This is a genomic window from Cupriavidus sp. BIS7 (assembly GCF_000292345.1).
In the GTDB taxonomy this organism is placed as follows: Bacteria; Pseudomonadota; Gammaproteobacteria; order Burkholderiales; family Burkholderiaceae; genus Cupriavidus.
The window spans coordinates 26989-40995 of record NZ_ALOU01000031.1; the positions used below are offsets into that span (position 1 = coordinate 26989).

Genomic DNA, 14007 nt, shown 5'->3' on the forward strand with positions numbered 1-14007 from the left:
GAAGGCCAGCGCAGCGTTAATCGGTGATTAAGCAGGAACAGGCCTGTCCATCCGCAAGCCTGTTCCGCTACAATGCGCACCCATGACACGTGCAACCCTGAGCGTTCCGCTTCGGGGCGCGCTGCTGCTGATCATCGTGTTGGCGCAGTTGTTGACCCCGCTTCTGCACGGCCATATTGGTACTCCTACCCAGACTGGCCTCCACGTGCATACGACGCCGTCACGGTCTGTCGATTCTCATTCGCGTTTCGAATTGCTGCCTGGGCATGGGCATCATCACCATGCCTTTGCCTCCCACCGCGAGCCCTTCGAGGTGGATGTTGAAACGGGCATCGGTCCGGCTTCCTTTACCTTGCTGCTGCTGGCCGCCGCCGTACTTGGCGCTTCGGTCCTGACGTTCCTGCTGCGTGAAGCGCTGGCGGTCCACGCCATGCCTGGGCCGCGCTGGCGCGCGGTTCCGCGTTGCGGGCGATGGTCCAGCCGCGTCAGTCGGCCACCACCCGCACAAGCCCCACCGCTCTGCTCCTGATGCCGTTGGCCGGCTGCTCGCCGGCGTCTCTCGTGCACGCGCCTTGATCTGGTGCGCGCGCGGATCAAACGCATTCTGGAGTTATCCATGTTTTTCACCCGGATCCTGAGGACCGGCGCGGGGATCGCGTCGGCCATGATTCTTGCCGGGCATTCGTTTGCCCAGTCTCCAAGCCCGCAGGCGGTGCCGCCCGTGCCCTTGTCCGCGGACCAGGCGCGCGCGCTGGGCGTGCGGTTCAGCCCCGTCCAGACGTCTGCGAAGCTGGAAGTCGGCACGCACGCACGCGTGGTTTTCCGGCCCGATGCCCAGTACGTTGTGGCGGCCCCCTATGCCGGCATCGTTCCGCGCGTGATCGTGGCTGTCGGCCAGACCGTTCGGCAGGGGCAGGCGCTGGCGACATTCGCCAGTCCGCAACTGTTCGAGACAAGCCGTGCGCTGACCGAGGCCAACTCGCAGGCCAACCTTGCCCAGAAGTCCCTCGCCCGCGACAAGCTGCTGTTCGATGACGGCATCATCGCCAACAGTCGGCTCCAGGCAACCGAGGCACGCGCTACGGAGGCCGCCGCGATGGTCAAGGCCCGGCGTGCCGAACTCGCGTCGGCCGGCATTGCATTCGGCGGGGCAGGCGGAGAGGCACAGCTTGTGGCCAGCCGGGCTGGCGTGGTGTCCGAGGTCAATGCCATACCCGGGGCACGTGTGGACGCTGCGGCGCCGCTGTTCCGGATCGTCAATCCGGACGCGCTGGAGCTGGACTTGCTGGTCGGCCGTGACATACCGGTGCCTTCGCCTGGCGATGGCGTGGAGGTCAGGCAGCGCGGCGCGGCCGGCAAGGTGATCGGCATTGCGCCGACCGGCGACGGCACGGCGGGCGTGCGCGTGCGCGCATCGCTGGAGCAGCGTGGCAACCTGCGCGCGGGAGAGAACATCAACGTGACGCTCGTGCTGCGCGGCGCCACGGGTGTCGGCGCAGAGGGCCGGGTGCGCATTCCCGCCGCCTCGCTGGTGTACTGGCAGGGCACACCGGGCGTGTTCCTGGCCACGGACAAGGGCTTCGAGTTCCACGGTGTCACGGTTGAAAGCACGGACGAAGCGACGGCAGTGGTGCGGACCAGCCTGCCCGCCGGGGCGCGCGTGGCGGTCAGCGGCATCGGCGCGCTCAAGGGCATCCTGACGGGAGATCAGTGATGCTGGGCCGACTGATCGAATTTTCACTGCGGCAGCGCCCGCTGGTGCTGATCGCCGCATGCGTGCTGGCGATTGCCGGCGCATGGGCTTACCTGAACCTGCCGATCGATGCGTTTCCCGACATCTCGCCCACGCAGGTCAAGTTGGTGCTGAAAGTGCCGGGCATGACGCCCGAGGAAGTCGAGCAGCGTGTCTCGACACCGATCGAGCAGGAACTGCTCGGCATCCCTCACAAGACGATCGTCCGCTCGGTGTCGAAATACGGCATCAGCGATGTGACGGTCGATTTCGAGGAAGGCGTGGACGTCTACTGGGCGCGCCAGCAGGTCTCTGAACGTCTGGCAGGCATCGCGCGCGATCTGCCTTCGTCGGCGGTAGGCGGGCTGGCGCCCATCACCACGCCGCTTGGCGAGATGTTCATGTTCACCGTCGATGGCGATGGCTACAGCCTGGCCGAACGCCGTCGCGTGCTCGACTGGGTGATTCGCCCCGCGCTGCGAACGGTGGCGGGCGTGGCCGATGTCAATGCGCTTGGCGGCGAAGTCCGCAGCTACGAAGTCATTCCCGACCCGGCGCGGCTGCGTGCCCGAAGCGTAACGCTGCAGCAGTTGCGCGATGCGCTCGATACCAATAACCGCAACGATGGAGCAGGGCGACTGGAGCAGGGCGACGAGCACTGGGTCGTGCGCGTGGAAGGCGGCGTGCGTGGCGTCGATGACCTGCGTGCGATCGTGATCGAGCCCGCACAGGGCATGGTGAGCGCGGCTTCCGTGACGGTGGGCGATGTGGCCACCGTCAAGCTTGGGGAGGCCACGCGCAATGGCGCGGTAAGCCAGGACGGACGCGGCGAGGTGGTCGAAGGCCTGGTGCTCGGCCTGCGCGGCGCGGACGCCCGCAAGCTGGTGGAAGCCGTGCAGGCGCGCCTTGACACGCTGGCGCCGCAGTTGCCAAAGGGCATGACCACGCATGTGTTCTACAACCGTGGCGAACTGGTGTCGCGTGCAGCCAATACCGTCGTGCGCGCGCTGATCGAGGCCAGCGTGCTGGTGGTGGTGACGCTGTACCTGTTTCTCGGCGGCGTGCGCGCGGCGCTTGTGGTGGCCACTACGTTGCCGCTGTCGATGCTGGCCACATTCCTGCTGATGCACTACGTCGGGCTCACCGCCAACCTGATGAGCCTGGGTGGCCTGGCCATCGCGCTGGGCATGCTTGTGGATGCCGCCGTGGTGGTGGTGGAGAACATAGAGACCGCGTTGGCGCGCAAGAGCGAACACGGTACGCATGCAGACCTGCGCGGCGCCGCCATACGCCATGCGGTGGCATCGGTGGCCACACCGATGCTGGCAGGCGTGTCGATCATCGCCATCGTGTTCCTTCCGCTGCTGTCGTTGCAGGGGCTGGAGGGCAAGCTGTTTGCGCCGGTGGCGTTGACGATCGTGCTGGCGCTGGCTGCGTCGATCGTCATTGCCTTCACGGTGGTACCGGCGCTGGCGTCGTTGCTGTTGCTGGCCCATGCCGACGAAATGCCGTGGCTGATGCGCAAGGTGGCTGACGGGTTTGCACGGGTGCAGCAGTGGAGCTTCGCGCATCGCCGCATCGTTTTTGGCGTGGCAGGCGCGGCGCTGGCGCTGGCTGTGCTGCTGTACGTATCCGTCGGCAAGACGTTCATGCCGACCATGGACGAGGGCGACCTGATCGTGCAACTGCAGAAGGCGCCGTCGGTATCGCTGGCGGCATCGCTCGATCTGGACCAGCGCGTACAGCAGGCGTTGCTCAAGGAGGTGCCGGAGATCCGTTCGATCGTGGCACGCTCTGGCTCCGATGACCTGGGGCTCGATCCAATGGGCCTGAATGAGACCGATACGTTCCTGGTACTCAAGCCGAAGGACCAATGGCGTGGCAGCAAGGACGACATCGTCGAGGCGATCCGGAAGGTGATGGAGCGCTTCCCCGGTGTGGTCTACGGATTCACGCAGCCGATCGAGATGCGTGTATCGGAGATGCTGACCGGCACGCGCGGCGATGTGGCCATCAAGATCTTCGGCAGCAACCTCGCCGCCATCGACAGCGCAGCGCAGACCATCGCCGCCACGGTACGCAAGATCAACGGCGTGGCCGAGGTCATTGCGCCGAGCAACAGCGGCGTGCAGTACATGAACGTGGTGCTCGATCGCGCGGCCGCCGGTCAGGCGGGATTCAGCGGAGATGCGCTGCAGGCGCAACTTCGCGCGCTGGTGGAGGGCGACCGGATCGGTGTGGTGCCGGAAGGCATCGTGCGTACGCCGCTGATTCTGCGCGGCGGGCCTGGATTGCGACAGGCGCCGGAGTCGTTCGCGAACCTGCTGGTGACGGCGCCGGACGGCAAGGTCTGGCCGCTGACGTCGCTGGCGCGTATCGAGCGGATCGACGGGCCGGTACGTATCAACCATGAGGATGGTGCGCGCTTCGCGGTGGTGCAGGTCAACGTGACCGGTCGGGACCTGGCCGGCTTCGTGCAGGAAGCGCAGGCCGCGGTGGGCCGTATCGGCTCGCTCAACGGATTGCGCATCGTGTGGGGCGGCCAGTTCGAGAACCAGCAGCGCGCCGCGGCGCGTCTGGCGCTGGTGGTGCCGCTGGCCCTTGGCGCGATCTTCCTGCTGCTGATGCTGACATTCCGCTCGATTCGTCAGGCGGTGCTGGTGATCGCCAATATTCCGTTCGCACTGGTTGGCGGCATTGCCGCGCTGCGGCTGTCGGGCGAGTACATGTCGGTGCCGGCATCGGTGGGCTTTATCGCGCTGCTTGGCATCGCCGTGCTCAATGGCGTGGTGCTGGTGTCGCATTTCAATGCGCTGCTCGACGCCGGCCACGACATGGCCACGACCGTGCGCGTGGGCGTGCGCGATCGATTGCGGCCGGTGTTGATGACTGCCTGTATCACGGCGCTCGGCATGATTCCGCTGCTGCTGGCTTCCGGGCCCGGGTCAGAGATCCAGCGTCCGCTGGCCGTTGTCGTGTCGGGTGGTCTGGTCACTTCCACGGCGCTCACGCTGCTGCTGCTGCCGTTGCTGTTCGAACGCTTCGGCTTGCCCGGGCTTCGTCTGACTGCCCAGGGAGAAACGCAATGAAGCCGATCATGCTGAGCATCACGAAGGTGCTGATTGGGGCGGCCGTGCTGTCGAGCATCGCGGCGCGCGCGCAGGATGCGCTGTCGTACCTGCCTGCCGAAGGGGCAGTGCGCGAGGCCGTCTTGCAATCGCCTGACGTACTGACTGCGGAGTCACGGCGGGACGCCACGCTGGCACGTGCCGAGGGCACGCGCGCCGGTACTGCGGAAACCGTGATCCGTGCGATCGGACAAGGCCGGCAGGTTCGCGAGCCTTCCGAACGCTATGCCGAAGGCCAGATTGCGGTGGAACGGCCGTTGCGCCTCTGGGGCAAGGCCCAGGCCGATGGCGCGCTGGCCGATCTTGCGGCGGAAGCCGGCAATCTGGCGGTGAAGGATGCCCGTCACGAAACGTCGCGGCAGATCCTGAGTCTCTGGATCGCCGTCATTCGTGCGAGCCAGGCCCGCATGGCGGCCGAAGACAACGCGCGTGCTGCATCGGATCTGGCGACCATGACCGCTCGCCGCGTTCAGGTGGGCGATGCCGCGCGTCTCGATGCCGAACTGGCGGCGGCGGAGCTGGCCCGTGCGCGTGCCGCCGTGGCGACGGCCGAGGCGGCCGAAGCGGCATCGCTGGCGGATCTGCGCGCGCGCTTTCCGATGGTGGGACGTCCCACGCCAGAACCGGTCAGGATCGTGCTGCCGCCCGCTCCGCAGGAGCCCGCCGAGCAGCTGCGTACCGAGTACGTACAGGACAGCCACGAGTACCGGCTGGCGATGGCGGAGGAGGCCCATGCACAGCAACAGGCCAAACGCGCGGATCTCGATCGCAAGCCCGATCCGACGGTGGGCATGTTCGTCACGGTGGAGCGCGGCGGCGCCGAGCGGATTCTCGGTGTCAGTGTGTCGATGCCGCTCGGGTCTGCCTATCGCCGCTCGAACGCTGTAGCGGCCGCGGCGGATGCCGAGACCGCGGCGCGGCGACGGCTCGGCCTTGAGCGCAAGCTGGGCGCGGAGTTCGACGTGCTGTACCGGAACCTGTCGGGCAAGCGCGCCGCATCGGTGGCGCAGACCGAGGCCGCCGCGTTGCAGCGCACGGCGTCCGAGCGTGCGACGCGCGCCTATCGCGCGGGTGAATCGGGCTTGCCCGAACTCATTGCCGTGCGCCGCAGCCTGGCGGATGCCTTGCTGGCGGAGCGCCTGGCAAGCGTTGACGTCCTGGAATCGGACAGCCGTCTGAAGCTGGATCTCCACCGCATGTGGGACTTTGATGAGTGAGGAGCTAGCTCCCTGAAGGGCCCGGCAGACGCAACCCGTCTGTTGGGCCGTTCAACAATATATAAATTTATATACTATACTTCGCGAAAGTATTGGATTGCGCATGAGCCACCCCCATCCCTCCACAGACCTCGTCAGCCTGCAAAGTGCAGCGGAGGATGCCTGCGCGCTGCTCAAGGTGCTGGCCAATCGTGACCGGCTGCTGTTGATGTGCCAGCTTTCCCAGGGAGAAATGTCCGTCGGCGAATTGGAAGCGCGGCTTGGCATTCATCAGCCGACGCTGTCGCAGCAGCTTGCCGTGCTCCGGGAGTCCGGGCTGGTTTCAACGCGCCGCGAGGGCAAGAGCATCATCTATGCGGTGGCCAGCGGGCAGGCGCTTGCTGTCATGGGCGTGCTGTATGAACAGTTCTGCGCCAATACGAACACGACTACGAACACGACAACGAACACGCAAGGAGAGGGGCGACATGCTGCTGATTGATCTTGGCAACTTCACACCGGGCCTGTCCCTGGCCGGCGGGCTCATCATCGGCGTGGCCGCCACCGTGCTGGTGCTCTTCAATGGCCGGATTGCGGGCATCAGCGGCATCCTGGGCGGGCTGCTCAGCTTGCCGCGCAACGACATGACGTGGCGGCTGGCTTTCCTTGCTGGCCTGATCGGCGCACCAGTAGCCGCAGCACTGTTTGGCATGCCGGCCCAGGCCGACATCCAGGCGAGCTGGGGCGAAGTCCTCATCGCAGGCTTTCTGGTGGGGATCGGCACGCGCTATGCCAGCGGCTGCACGAGTGGTCATGGTGTCTGTGGCATCTCGCGCGGGTCCATCCGTTCGCTGGTGGCCACGCTGACATTCATGGCAGCGGGATTCCTGACCGTCTTCGTAACCCGTCATCTGATTGGAGGCTGACATGGGCGCCATTACTGCACTGCTTGCAGGCCTGCTGTTCGGCATTGGCCTGATGGTTTCCGGCATGGCGAATCCGGCCAAGGTGCTCGGTTTTCTCGATCTGGCCGGACGCTGGGACCCATCGCTGGCCTTTGTGATGGTGGGCGCCATCGTCATTGGCTCAATGGCGTTCCTGCTTGCCAGGCGCCGCCAGCGTTCGCTGCTGGGGCTGCCCATGCAATTGCCGGCAAGCACTGTCATTACGCCGAGGCTCGTGATCGGCAGCGCGCTGTTCGGAGTCGGCTGGGGTACGGCGGGATTCTGCCCCGGCCCCGCGTTGGTGGCGCTTGGCGCCGGCTACCCGAAGGCCGTCGGCTTTGTCATGGCCATGGTGGCGGGGATGCTCGTATTCGAGGTGATGGAACGTGCCAGGGCTCGCGTGGTGCGTGCCTGACTGCAGCACGTCCTGTCAGTTAGGCGCCGGCGCCTTGGCGTTGTGGCTGCGGCGCAGCGGGGAAGCGCAGCGTGAAGCGGGTTTTCCCGTTTGCTGACTGGACCGAGATCGCGCCACCGTGCGCCGTCATGATCGCGCGGGTGATGGAAAGCCCAAGGCCGACGCTGTCGGATTCCGGGCGCACTCGCGATTTATCGCCGCGGAAGAATCGGTCGAATAGCGATGGCAGCAACTCGGCCGGAATGGCGGGGCCGTCGTTCTCCACGGCCACCACAACCTCGGCCGCTTCCGTATGGGCTTCGACGACAACCGATCCCCCTTGCGGCGTATGGCGCAACGCATTGGAGAGCAGGTTGCTCAGTGCGCGCCGCAGCATCAATCGATCGCCCTCGACGATGCCGTCACCAAGCAGCCGCAGCGCCACTTGTCTGTCTTCGGCCAGCGCCTCATAGAAATCGAACAGCGCCTGCGCTTCCTGCGCGATGGAAATGGGCTCCTTGTGAGGCAGATCCAGCCCGTGTTCCATCTTGGCGAGATACAGCATGTCAGACACCATGCGCGACAGGCGCTGAAGCTCTTCCGCGTTCGACGCCAGGATATCGCGGTACTTTGCAGCGTCCCTCGGCTGGGACAGCGCCACCTGCGTTTGCGTCATCAGGTTGGTCAGCGGCGTGCGTAGTTCGTGCGCCAGGTCGGACGAGAATTCGGACAGCCGGCGGAAATCGCGCTGCAAGCGCTCCAGCATCGCATTCAGATTGGCGGCCAGATCCGCCATTTCCTCGGGCACGGCATCAACCGGCATGCGTTCATGGAGCTTGTCTCCCGTGACGACGTTGGCCCGCGTGGCCATTGCGCGCAATGGCGCCAGGCCCCGGCGCGCCGCCCACCAGCCAAAGATGCCGCTGGCCAGCACGGCTAGCGCCACGTAGGAGACGAGCGATCGACGGAACGCATGCACGAAGTGTTCGTGGATCTCGGTGTCCATCGCCAGCAGGATGTCGATGCGATTGCCCGGTGCCGCGAGTTCGGCGCGCATGCCGCGATAGCTCTTGTCCCCCTGTTTCCACTGGAAGAAGCCTTCGTTGCTGACGTGATCGCGCGATGCGGCGATTGCCGTGCCGAAGTCGAAGTCCGGCGTAGCGTAGCGCGTGCTGCCATCGGCGCCGCGTGCAAGCACCAGCAGGCCGCTGTGATGCTGGTAGGTATCGGTCAGCCTTGCAGGAAGCGCATCGCCGGTGTTCGCGGCAATCGTCTTCTCTACCAGCCGCATGTTGTCGCGCAGCAGCGCGTAGTCCTCTTCCGCGAAGTGCCTGTCCATCGCCGTGAAGATCAACAGCCCTAGTCCGAGCAACACGCAGGCCGAAGACAGCGAGAAGAACGCGGTCAGGCGTGTGGTCAGCGAGTAGCCGCGCATCAGTGCTGATCCTCCGGCGCTTCGAGCACGTATCCCATGCCGCGCACGGTCTGGATCAGCTTGTCGTCGAAGTCGTCGTCGATCTTCGCGCGCAGGCGCCGGATCGCCACGTCGATCACATTGCTGTCGCTGTCGAAGTTCATGTCCCAGACCTGCGATGCGATCAGCGATCGTGGCAGCACCTCGCCACGGCGGCGTGCAAGCAGCTCCAGCAGCGCGAACTCCTTGCCGGTCAGCACGATCCTGCGGCCGGCGCGCGTGGCCCGACGGCGCGCGAGGTCCAGCACGAGATCGGCGATCTGGATGCGGTCCACCGGCATCTGCGCGGCGCCGCGACGCAGCAGCGTGCGCACGCGGGCCAGCAGCTCGGAAAACGCGAATGGCTTGATGAGGTAGTCGTCCGCACCGAGTTCCAGACCCTTGACGCGGTCGGCAACGCTGTCGCGCGCAGTGAGGAACAACACCGGCACGGGATTCCCGGCGGCCCGGATGTTCTGCAGGATTCGCCAGCCATCGATGTCCGGCAGCATTACGTCGAGGATGAGCAGGTCGTAGGAATCCGTCAGCGCCAGGTGCTGGCCATCCTGGCCGTTCTGCGCCAGATCCACAACGAAGCCAGCCTCGGTCAGGCCCTGCCTCAGGTACTCGCCGGTCTTCGTTTCGTCCTCGACCACCAACAGCTTCATTCGCGTCCTCGTCTCGCCTGTGCATGGGCCCTGCGCCCGGAAACGCCGCAAGTGTACGCCGCCGTGCGAACATGACGCGGACATTACCGGAATGTAATTTTCGGGTCATTGGGCGGTTACTGCACCCTGACTAATCTGTGCCCGCCGCGCCAATTACAGGCGCTTGTTCACGCGTAAAAGGAAGCATTGCATGCGAGCCAAAGTTCCGGCCGACCTGATTCGGCCCGCTTCGGCGGGCTTGTCCCGGCGCCGATTCGTCCAGGGGCTTGTTGCCGGCGGCGTCATTGGCGCACTCGGCGGACTGGCACAAGGCGCCTCGGCGCATGGGGGCGGCAGCCACGCGCATGCTGGCAGCGGCACCGCGCCGGTCCTGAGCGGGACCGAGTTCGATCTCGTCATTGCGGAATCGGCGGTCAACTTCACGGGCAAGCCGGGCATCGGCACCACGATCAACGGCATGCTGCCCGGCCCCACGCTGCGCTGGCGCAAGGGCGACACGGTGACGATCCGCGTCACCAACCGCCTGAATGAGCCGACATCGATCCACTGGCACGGCATCATCCTGCCGTACCAGATGGACGGCGTGCCCGGCATCAGCTTTCCGGGCATCCCCCCGGGCGAGACATTCACGTACCGCTTCAAGGTGGAGCAGACCGGCAGCTACTGGTATCACTCGCACTCCGGCATGCAGGAGATGACCGGCGTCTATGGCAGCCTGCTTATCGATGGCGAGGACGATCCCGTGCGCGCCGATCGCGACTACGCCGTGCTGCTGTCCGACTGGACCGATGAAGACTCGATGCGGGTCATGTCCAAGCTCAGGATCCAGAGCGACTACTACAACTACAACCAGCCCACGGTGGTGGACTTCTTCCGTGACGTTTCCAGCAACGGCCTTGGTGCCGCCTTGGAGAAACGGAAGATGTGGAACCAGATGCGGATGAATCCGACCGATCTGGCAGACCTGTCGGGTGCCACGCTGACCTACCTGATGAACGGGGTGACCCCGGCTGGCAACTGGACCGGGCTGTTCCGCCCGGGCGAGAGGGTGCGGCTGCGCTTTGTCAACGGCGCGGGCAACACGTTCTATGACGTGCGCATCCCGGGTCTGAAGCTCAAGGTCATCCAGGTCGACGGGCAGAACATCGAGCCGGTGACGGTTGACGAGTTCCGCATCGGCCCCGGGGAAACCTGCGACGTGCTCGTGCAGCCTGCCGACGACGCTTACACGATCTTCGCGCAGTCGATGGATCGCACGGGATTCGCGCGTGGCACGCTGGCCGTGCGCGAGGGCTTGCAGCCGCCGGTTCCGGCGCTGGACAAGGTGGAGTGGCTCACGATGGCCGACATGATGGGCGACATGCACGGCATGCACCACGGCGCGATGAATCATGGGGCGATGGATCACAGCCAGCACGACATGTCGGCAATGGCTGGCATGGCCGGCATGGCGCATGGAGACTTGCTCAAGGTGCCCAGCAAGCAGGCGCGCCACGCGCGTACCGAGTATGGGCCGAGTACCGACATGCGCGTGGACATGGCGCGCACGAATCTCGACGATCCCGGCATCGGCCTGCGCAACAATGGCCGCCGCGTGCTGACGCTGGCGGACATGCACACGGTAGGCGGCCCGATGGACCCGCGCGGTCCAGGCCGAGAAGTGGAACTGCACCTGACCGGCAACATGGAGCGCTACACGTGGTCGTTCGACGGCGTGGAGTATGGCAAGTCGACGCCGGTCTTCTTCAAGCATGGCGAGCGGCTGCGGGTCATTCTCCACAACGACACGATGATGACGCACCCGATGCACATGCATGGCATGTGGAGTGAGCTGGAGGCGCCAGATGGATCGTTCCAGGCACGCCGTCACACCATCCCCGTACAGCCGGCGCAACGCATCAGCTTCCTCGTGACAGCCGATGCGCTCGGGCGATGGGCATGGCACTGCCATCTGATGATGCATATGGACATGGGCATGTTCCGCGAAGTGGTGGTGGCATGACGCGCGGATTCCAATTGTTCAAGCCACCGCTGCTAGTGGCCGCCGTTCTGTCCGTCAGCATGGGTACCGCATGGGCGCAGCATTCGCACGCCGGTCACGCGGCACAAGCGCCGGCGTCCGAATCGACGCCATCGACGCAGAACATGAGTGACGACGACATCCAGACGATGGATAGCGGCGATGTACAAACCATGGATGGTGGAAATGCGGAGAGCGCCCCCCCGCCTGTCATGGATCATGGCGACATGAAGATGCAGGGCGGCAGCGCCCCGCCAGACGCGCGCGATCCGAACGCATACTCTGGCGGGTATCAACTCGGCGTCGGCAAGTACGCGCTTGGCGAGAACCGTCAGCTTCACATGGCCGATGAGCACCTGTATGCCGCGGTGCTGGTGGATCGCCTCGAGTGGACACACGGCAGCGACAGCAATGCCGCTTCATATGAAGCGCAGGCGTGGTTCGGCAGCGCCTATGACAAGCTCGTGATCAAGGCCGAAGGCGAGGCGGAGAAGGGCAAGGTCCATGACGCCCGTACCGAACTGCTCTGGGGCCATGCGATCTCCACTTACTGGGATACGCAGATCGGCTTGCGCAACGATGCGGGCTACGGCCGTCCGGCCCGCAACTGGCTCGCGTTTGGCGTGCAGGGGCTGGCGCCGTACTGGTTCGAAGTCGATGCAACGGCGTATCTTGGCACCGAGGGACGTACCGCGATGCGCCTGTCCGCCGAATACGAACTGCTGATCACACAGCGGCTGATACTCCAGCCGCGTATCGAAGCGAACCTGTATGGCAAGAACGATCCGGCAACGGGCACGGGCAGCGGGCTTTCGAATGGCGCGGTGGGCGTTCGGCTGCGCTATGAATTCAGCCGACAGTTCGCGCCGTATATCGGCGTGGAGCGCTACCAGACGTTCGGTAACACGGCCGACATGCTTCGCGCATCCGGCGGCCGCAGCGGCGAGACGCGCTTCGTCGCCGGCGTCCGCGTATGGTTCTAGTGGTGTTACTCGGGGAGATTTGATGAAACTTGTCACTACGGCGGCCAGGGTACTGATTCCCGTGGTCGCGCTGCTGGCCAGTGCGGCCGCATTCGCGCATCCCAAGCTCGTCAGCGCCACGCCGGCAGACAACGCCGAAGTGCCAGCGCCGACCAGGATCGAACTGCAGTTCTCGGAGAACCTCGTCAAGCAGTTCTCGGGGGCGAACCTCGTGATGACGGGCATGCCGGGGATGACGGACCATCCACCGATGAAAGTCGCCGTGAGCGTTTCCGGCGGCGACGACCCACGGACGATGATCATCACGCCGAAGAGCCCACTGGTGCCCGGCACCTATCGCGTGGACTGGCGCGCGGTGTCGTCCGATACCCACCGCGTCAACGGCAGCATCACGTTCACGGCGAAGTAATCCCATGCAGGCGGACTGGCTCGATATCCTGGTGCGGTTCGCACTCTATCTGGACCTGATGCTGCTGTTCGGCCTGCCGCTGTTTGCGCTGTATGCATTGCGCGAGGGCGAACGCGGCGCCGCGAAATTCCGGTGCTACGCCCGATACGCAACGATTGCCGCAATGATCGGGTTGGTACTGTCGGCCGTTCACATGGTCGTGGTGACCAAGGCCATGTCCGGTGTGGAAGCCTATGCGGAACTTGGCAGCAACGATTTCGCGATGGTGATGACGGAGACGGGGTTTGGCATTGCGTGTTTCGTTCAGATGAGCGCACTGCTGGCGGCCCTGATTGCCGGGTTCGCGCTTGGGCACAGGCCGACGTTTCGCAACGTTGCGCTTGCCGCCAGCGGCGCCATTGCGCTGTCATCGCTGGCATGGGCCGGTCACGGCGCGATGAACGATGGGCTGGCGGGCGTGGCGCATCTCCTTATTGATATCGCACATCTGCTGGCGGCCGGCGCGTGGATCGGGGCGCTGGCCGGTCTGATGCTGCTGGCGCGGCTGGCACCCATCGCGCTGCTGGGTCGCGCTTCCCACGGGTTCGCACATATTGGCGCGGCGATCGTTGCGACGCTGGTAGTCACTGGTTCGGCCAATTACTGGTTCATCGCCGGGATGCCCGGCATCGACGGACTGATGTCACCCTATGGCCGGCTTCTGCTCATCAAGCTCGCGTTGTTCGCCGCGATGCTCGGGTTGGCCGCGCTGAACAGGTATCGGCTGAGCCCGGCGCTCTCAATGGCATCGGAGAACGGCAGTGCCATGGCGGTGCGCGCGCTGCGCAGGAGCATCGTTATCGAAGCATTGCTTGGCGTGGCCGTGGTGGCCACCGTGGCCATTCTGGGCGTGCAATCGCCCGAAGCCTGACGTTGCTGCTTTAGCCGGCGCCTATTGGCACGTTCGCGCAAGTCCGAACATCCTTGCTTTGCCTCTCCTGCGTTTTGGTCCTATCGTCAATGTGCATGCTGCGCCTGCTTTCCACAGCAGTGACGTAACAGCAATAATTTGGCTTTGGTTTCGGTAGGGCGTCCGGGGGG

At 65.2% G+C, this 14007-nt stretch carries 13 protein-coding genes; 11 read left to right on the forward strand and 2 right to left on the reverse strand.

The window, feature by feature from the left end; translation table 11 throughout:
• Window positions 1–82: 82 nt before the first annotated feature.
• The 7 genes from B552_RS28410 (at window position 83) to B552_RS0111600 (ending at window position 7415) form a co-directional block, all read left to right on the forward strand.
• Complete coding sequence (locus B552_RS28410; protein WP_083860279.1) at window positions 83–529, forward strand: hypothetical protein; 447 nt, start codon at window positions 83–85, stop codon at window positions 527–529.
• Window positions 530–616: 87 nt separating this feature from the next.
• Window positions 617–1714 carry an efflux RND transporter periplasmic adaptor subunit gene (locus B552_RS0111575; protein ID WP_019449184.1) on the forward strand — a complete coding sequence of 366 codons (1098 nt, stop codon included), beginning with the start codon at window positions 617–619 and terminating at the stop codon, window positions 1712–1714.
• Window positions 1714–4821: a CusA/CzcA family heavy metal efflux RND transporter gene (locus B552_RS0111580; RefSeq protein WP_019449185.1), complete on the forward strand. Its 3108-nt coding sequence runs from the start codon at window positions 1714–1716 to the stop codon at window positions 4819–4821. Before B552_RS0111575 ends, B552_RS0111580 begins: the two co-directional genes overlap by 1 nt.
• Complete coding sequence (locus B552_RS0111585; RefSeq protein ID WP_019449186.1) at window positions 4818–6077, forward strand: TolC family protein; 1260 nt, start codon at window positions 4818–4820, stop codon at window positions 6075–6077. Before B552_RS0111580 ends, B552_RS0111585 begins: the two co-directional genes overlap by 4 nt.
• Before the next feature lie 103 nt (window positions 6078–6180).
• Window positions 6181–6558 (forward strand): metalloregulator ArsR/SmtB family transcription factor, encoded by a 378-nt coding sequence (locus B552_RS27445; RefSeq protein ID WP_019449187.1) that lies wholly within the window; start codon window positions 6181–6183, stop codon window positions 6556–6558.
• Window positions 6548–6982 (forward strand): YeeE/YedE family protein, encoded by a 435-nt coding sequence (locus B552_RS0111595; RefSeq protein WP_026035565.1) that lies wholly within the window; start codon window positions 6548–6550, stop codon window positions 6980–6982. Before B552_RS27445 ends, B552_RS0111595 begins: the two co-directional genes overlap by 11 nt.
• Before the next feature lies 1 nt (window position 6983).
• On the forward strand, window positions 6984–7415 hold the full coding sequence (locus tag B552_RS0111600) for a YeeE/YedE family protein (RefSeq protein ID WP_019449189.1): 432 nt from the start codon (window positions 6984–6986) through the stop codon (window positions 7413–7415).
• A gap of 19 nt (window positions 7416–7434) precedes the next feature.
• On the opposite strand, the gene B552_RS0111605 is transcribed toward B552_RS0111600, so the two are convergent.
• Window positions 7435–8829 carry a heavy metal sensor histidine kinase gene (locus B552_RS0111605; RefSeq protein WP_019449190.1) on the reverse strand — a complete coding sequence of 465 codons (1395 nt, stop codon included), beginning with the start codon at window positions 8827–8829 and terminating at the stop codon, window positions 7435–7437.
• A complete protein-coding gene (locus tag B552_RS0111610; RefSeq protein WP_019449191.1) occupies window positions 8829–9515 on the reverse strand; it encodes a heavy metal response regulator transcription factor in 687 nt (228 codons plus the stop codon). Before B552_RS0111610 ends, B552_RS0111605 begins: the two co-directional genes overlap by 1 nt.
• A gap of 190 nt (window positions 9516–9705) precedes the next feature.
• Here B552_RS0111610 and B552_RS0111615 point away from each other — a divergent pair, with 190 nt between their 5' ends.
• The 4 genes from B552_RS0111615 to copD are packed head-to-tail and all read left to right on the forward strand — an operon-like array spanning window position 9706 to window position 13837.
• Window positions 9706–11517 carry a copper resistance system multicopper oxidase gene (locus B552_RS0111615; RefSeq protein ID WP_019449192.1) on the forward strand — a complete coding sequence of 604 codons (1812 nt, stop codon included), beginning with the start codon at window positions 9706–9708 and terminating at the stop codon, window positions 11515–11517.
• The gene (locus B552_RS0111620; protein ID WP_019449193.1) at window positions 11514–12518 is read left to right on the forward strand and encodes a copper resistance protein B; all 1005 of its coding nucleotides are present in this window, start codon (window positions 11514–11516) and stop codon (window positions 12516–12518) included. Before B552_RS0111615 ends, B552_RS0111620 begins: the two co-directional genes overlap by 4 nt.
• Window positions 12519–12540: 22 nt before the next feature.
• Window positions 12541–12927 carry a copper homeostasis periplasmic binding protein CopC gene (gene copC, locus B552_RS0111625; protein WP_019449194.1) on the forward strand — a complete coding sequence of 129 codons (387 nt, stop codon included), beginning with the start codon at window positions 12541–12543 and terminating at the stop codon, window positions 12925–12927.
• A gap of 4 nt (window positions 12928–12931) precedes the next feature.
• The gene (gene copD / locus B552_RS0111630; protein WP_019449195.1) at window positions 12932–13837 is read left to right on the forward strand and encodes a copper homeostasis membrane protein CopD; all 906 of its coding nucleotides are present in this window, start codon (window positions 12932–12934) and stop codon (window positions 13835–13837) included.
• The last annotated feature ends 170 nt before the right edge of the window (window positions 13838–14007 follow it).

Bases quoted from the DNA above. Each gene is read 5' to 3' on its own strand.
- B552_RS0111575 (WP_019449184.1), top strand. From the start codon at position 617: ATGTTTTTCACCCGGATCCTGAGGACCGGCGCGGGGATCGCGTCGGCC.
- B552_RS0111585 (WP_019449186.1), top strand. From the start codon at position 4,818: ATGAAGCCGATCATGCTGAGCATCACGAAGGTGCTGATTGGGGCGGCC.
- B552_RS0111615 (WP_019449192.1), top strand. From the start codon at position 9,706: ATGCGAGCCAAAGTTCCGGCCGACCTGATTCGGCCCGCTTCGGCGGGC.
- B552_RS27445 (WP_019449187.1), top strand. From the start codon at position 6,181: ATGAGCCACCCCCATCCCTCCACAGACCTCGTCAGCCTGCAAAGTGCA.
- B552_RS0111605 (WP_019449190.1), bottom strand. From the start codon at position 8,829: ATGCGCGGCTACTCGCTGACCACACGCCTGACCGCGTTCTTCTCGCTG.
- B552_RS0111600 (WP_019449189.1), top strand. From the start codon at position 6,984: ATGGGCGCCATTACTGCACTGCTTGCAGGCCTGCTGTTCGGCATTGGC.
- copD (WP_019449195.1), top strand. From the start codon at position 12,932: ATGCAGGCGGACTGGCTCGATATCCTGGTGCGGTTCGCACTCTATCTG.
- B552_RS0111620 (WP_019449193.1), top strand. From the start codon at position 11,514: ATGACGCGCGGATTCCAATTGTTCAAGCCACCGCTGCTAGTGGCCGCC.
- B552_RS0111580 (WP_019449185.1), top strand. From the start codon at position 1,714: ATGCTGGGCCGACTGATCGAATTTTCACTGCGGCAGCGCCCGCTGGTG.
- B552_RS28410 (WP_083860279.1), top strand. From the start codon at position 83: ATGACACGTGCAACCCTGAGCGTTCCGCTTCGGGGCGCGCTGCTGCTG.
- B552_RS0111610 (WP_019449191.1), bottom strand. From the start codon at position 9,515: ATGAAGCTGTTGGTGGTCGAGGACGAAACGAAGACCGGCGAGTACCTG.
- copC (WP_019449194.1), top strand. From the start codon at position 12,541: ATGAAACTTGTCACTACGGCGGCCAGGGTACTGATTCCCGTGGTCGCG.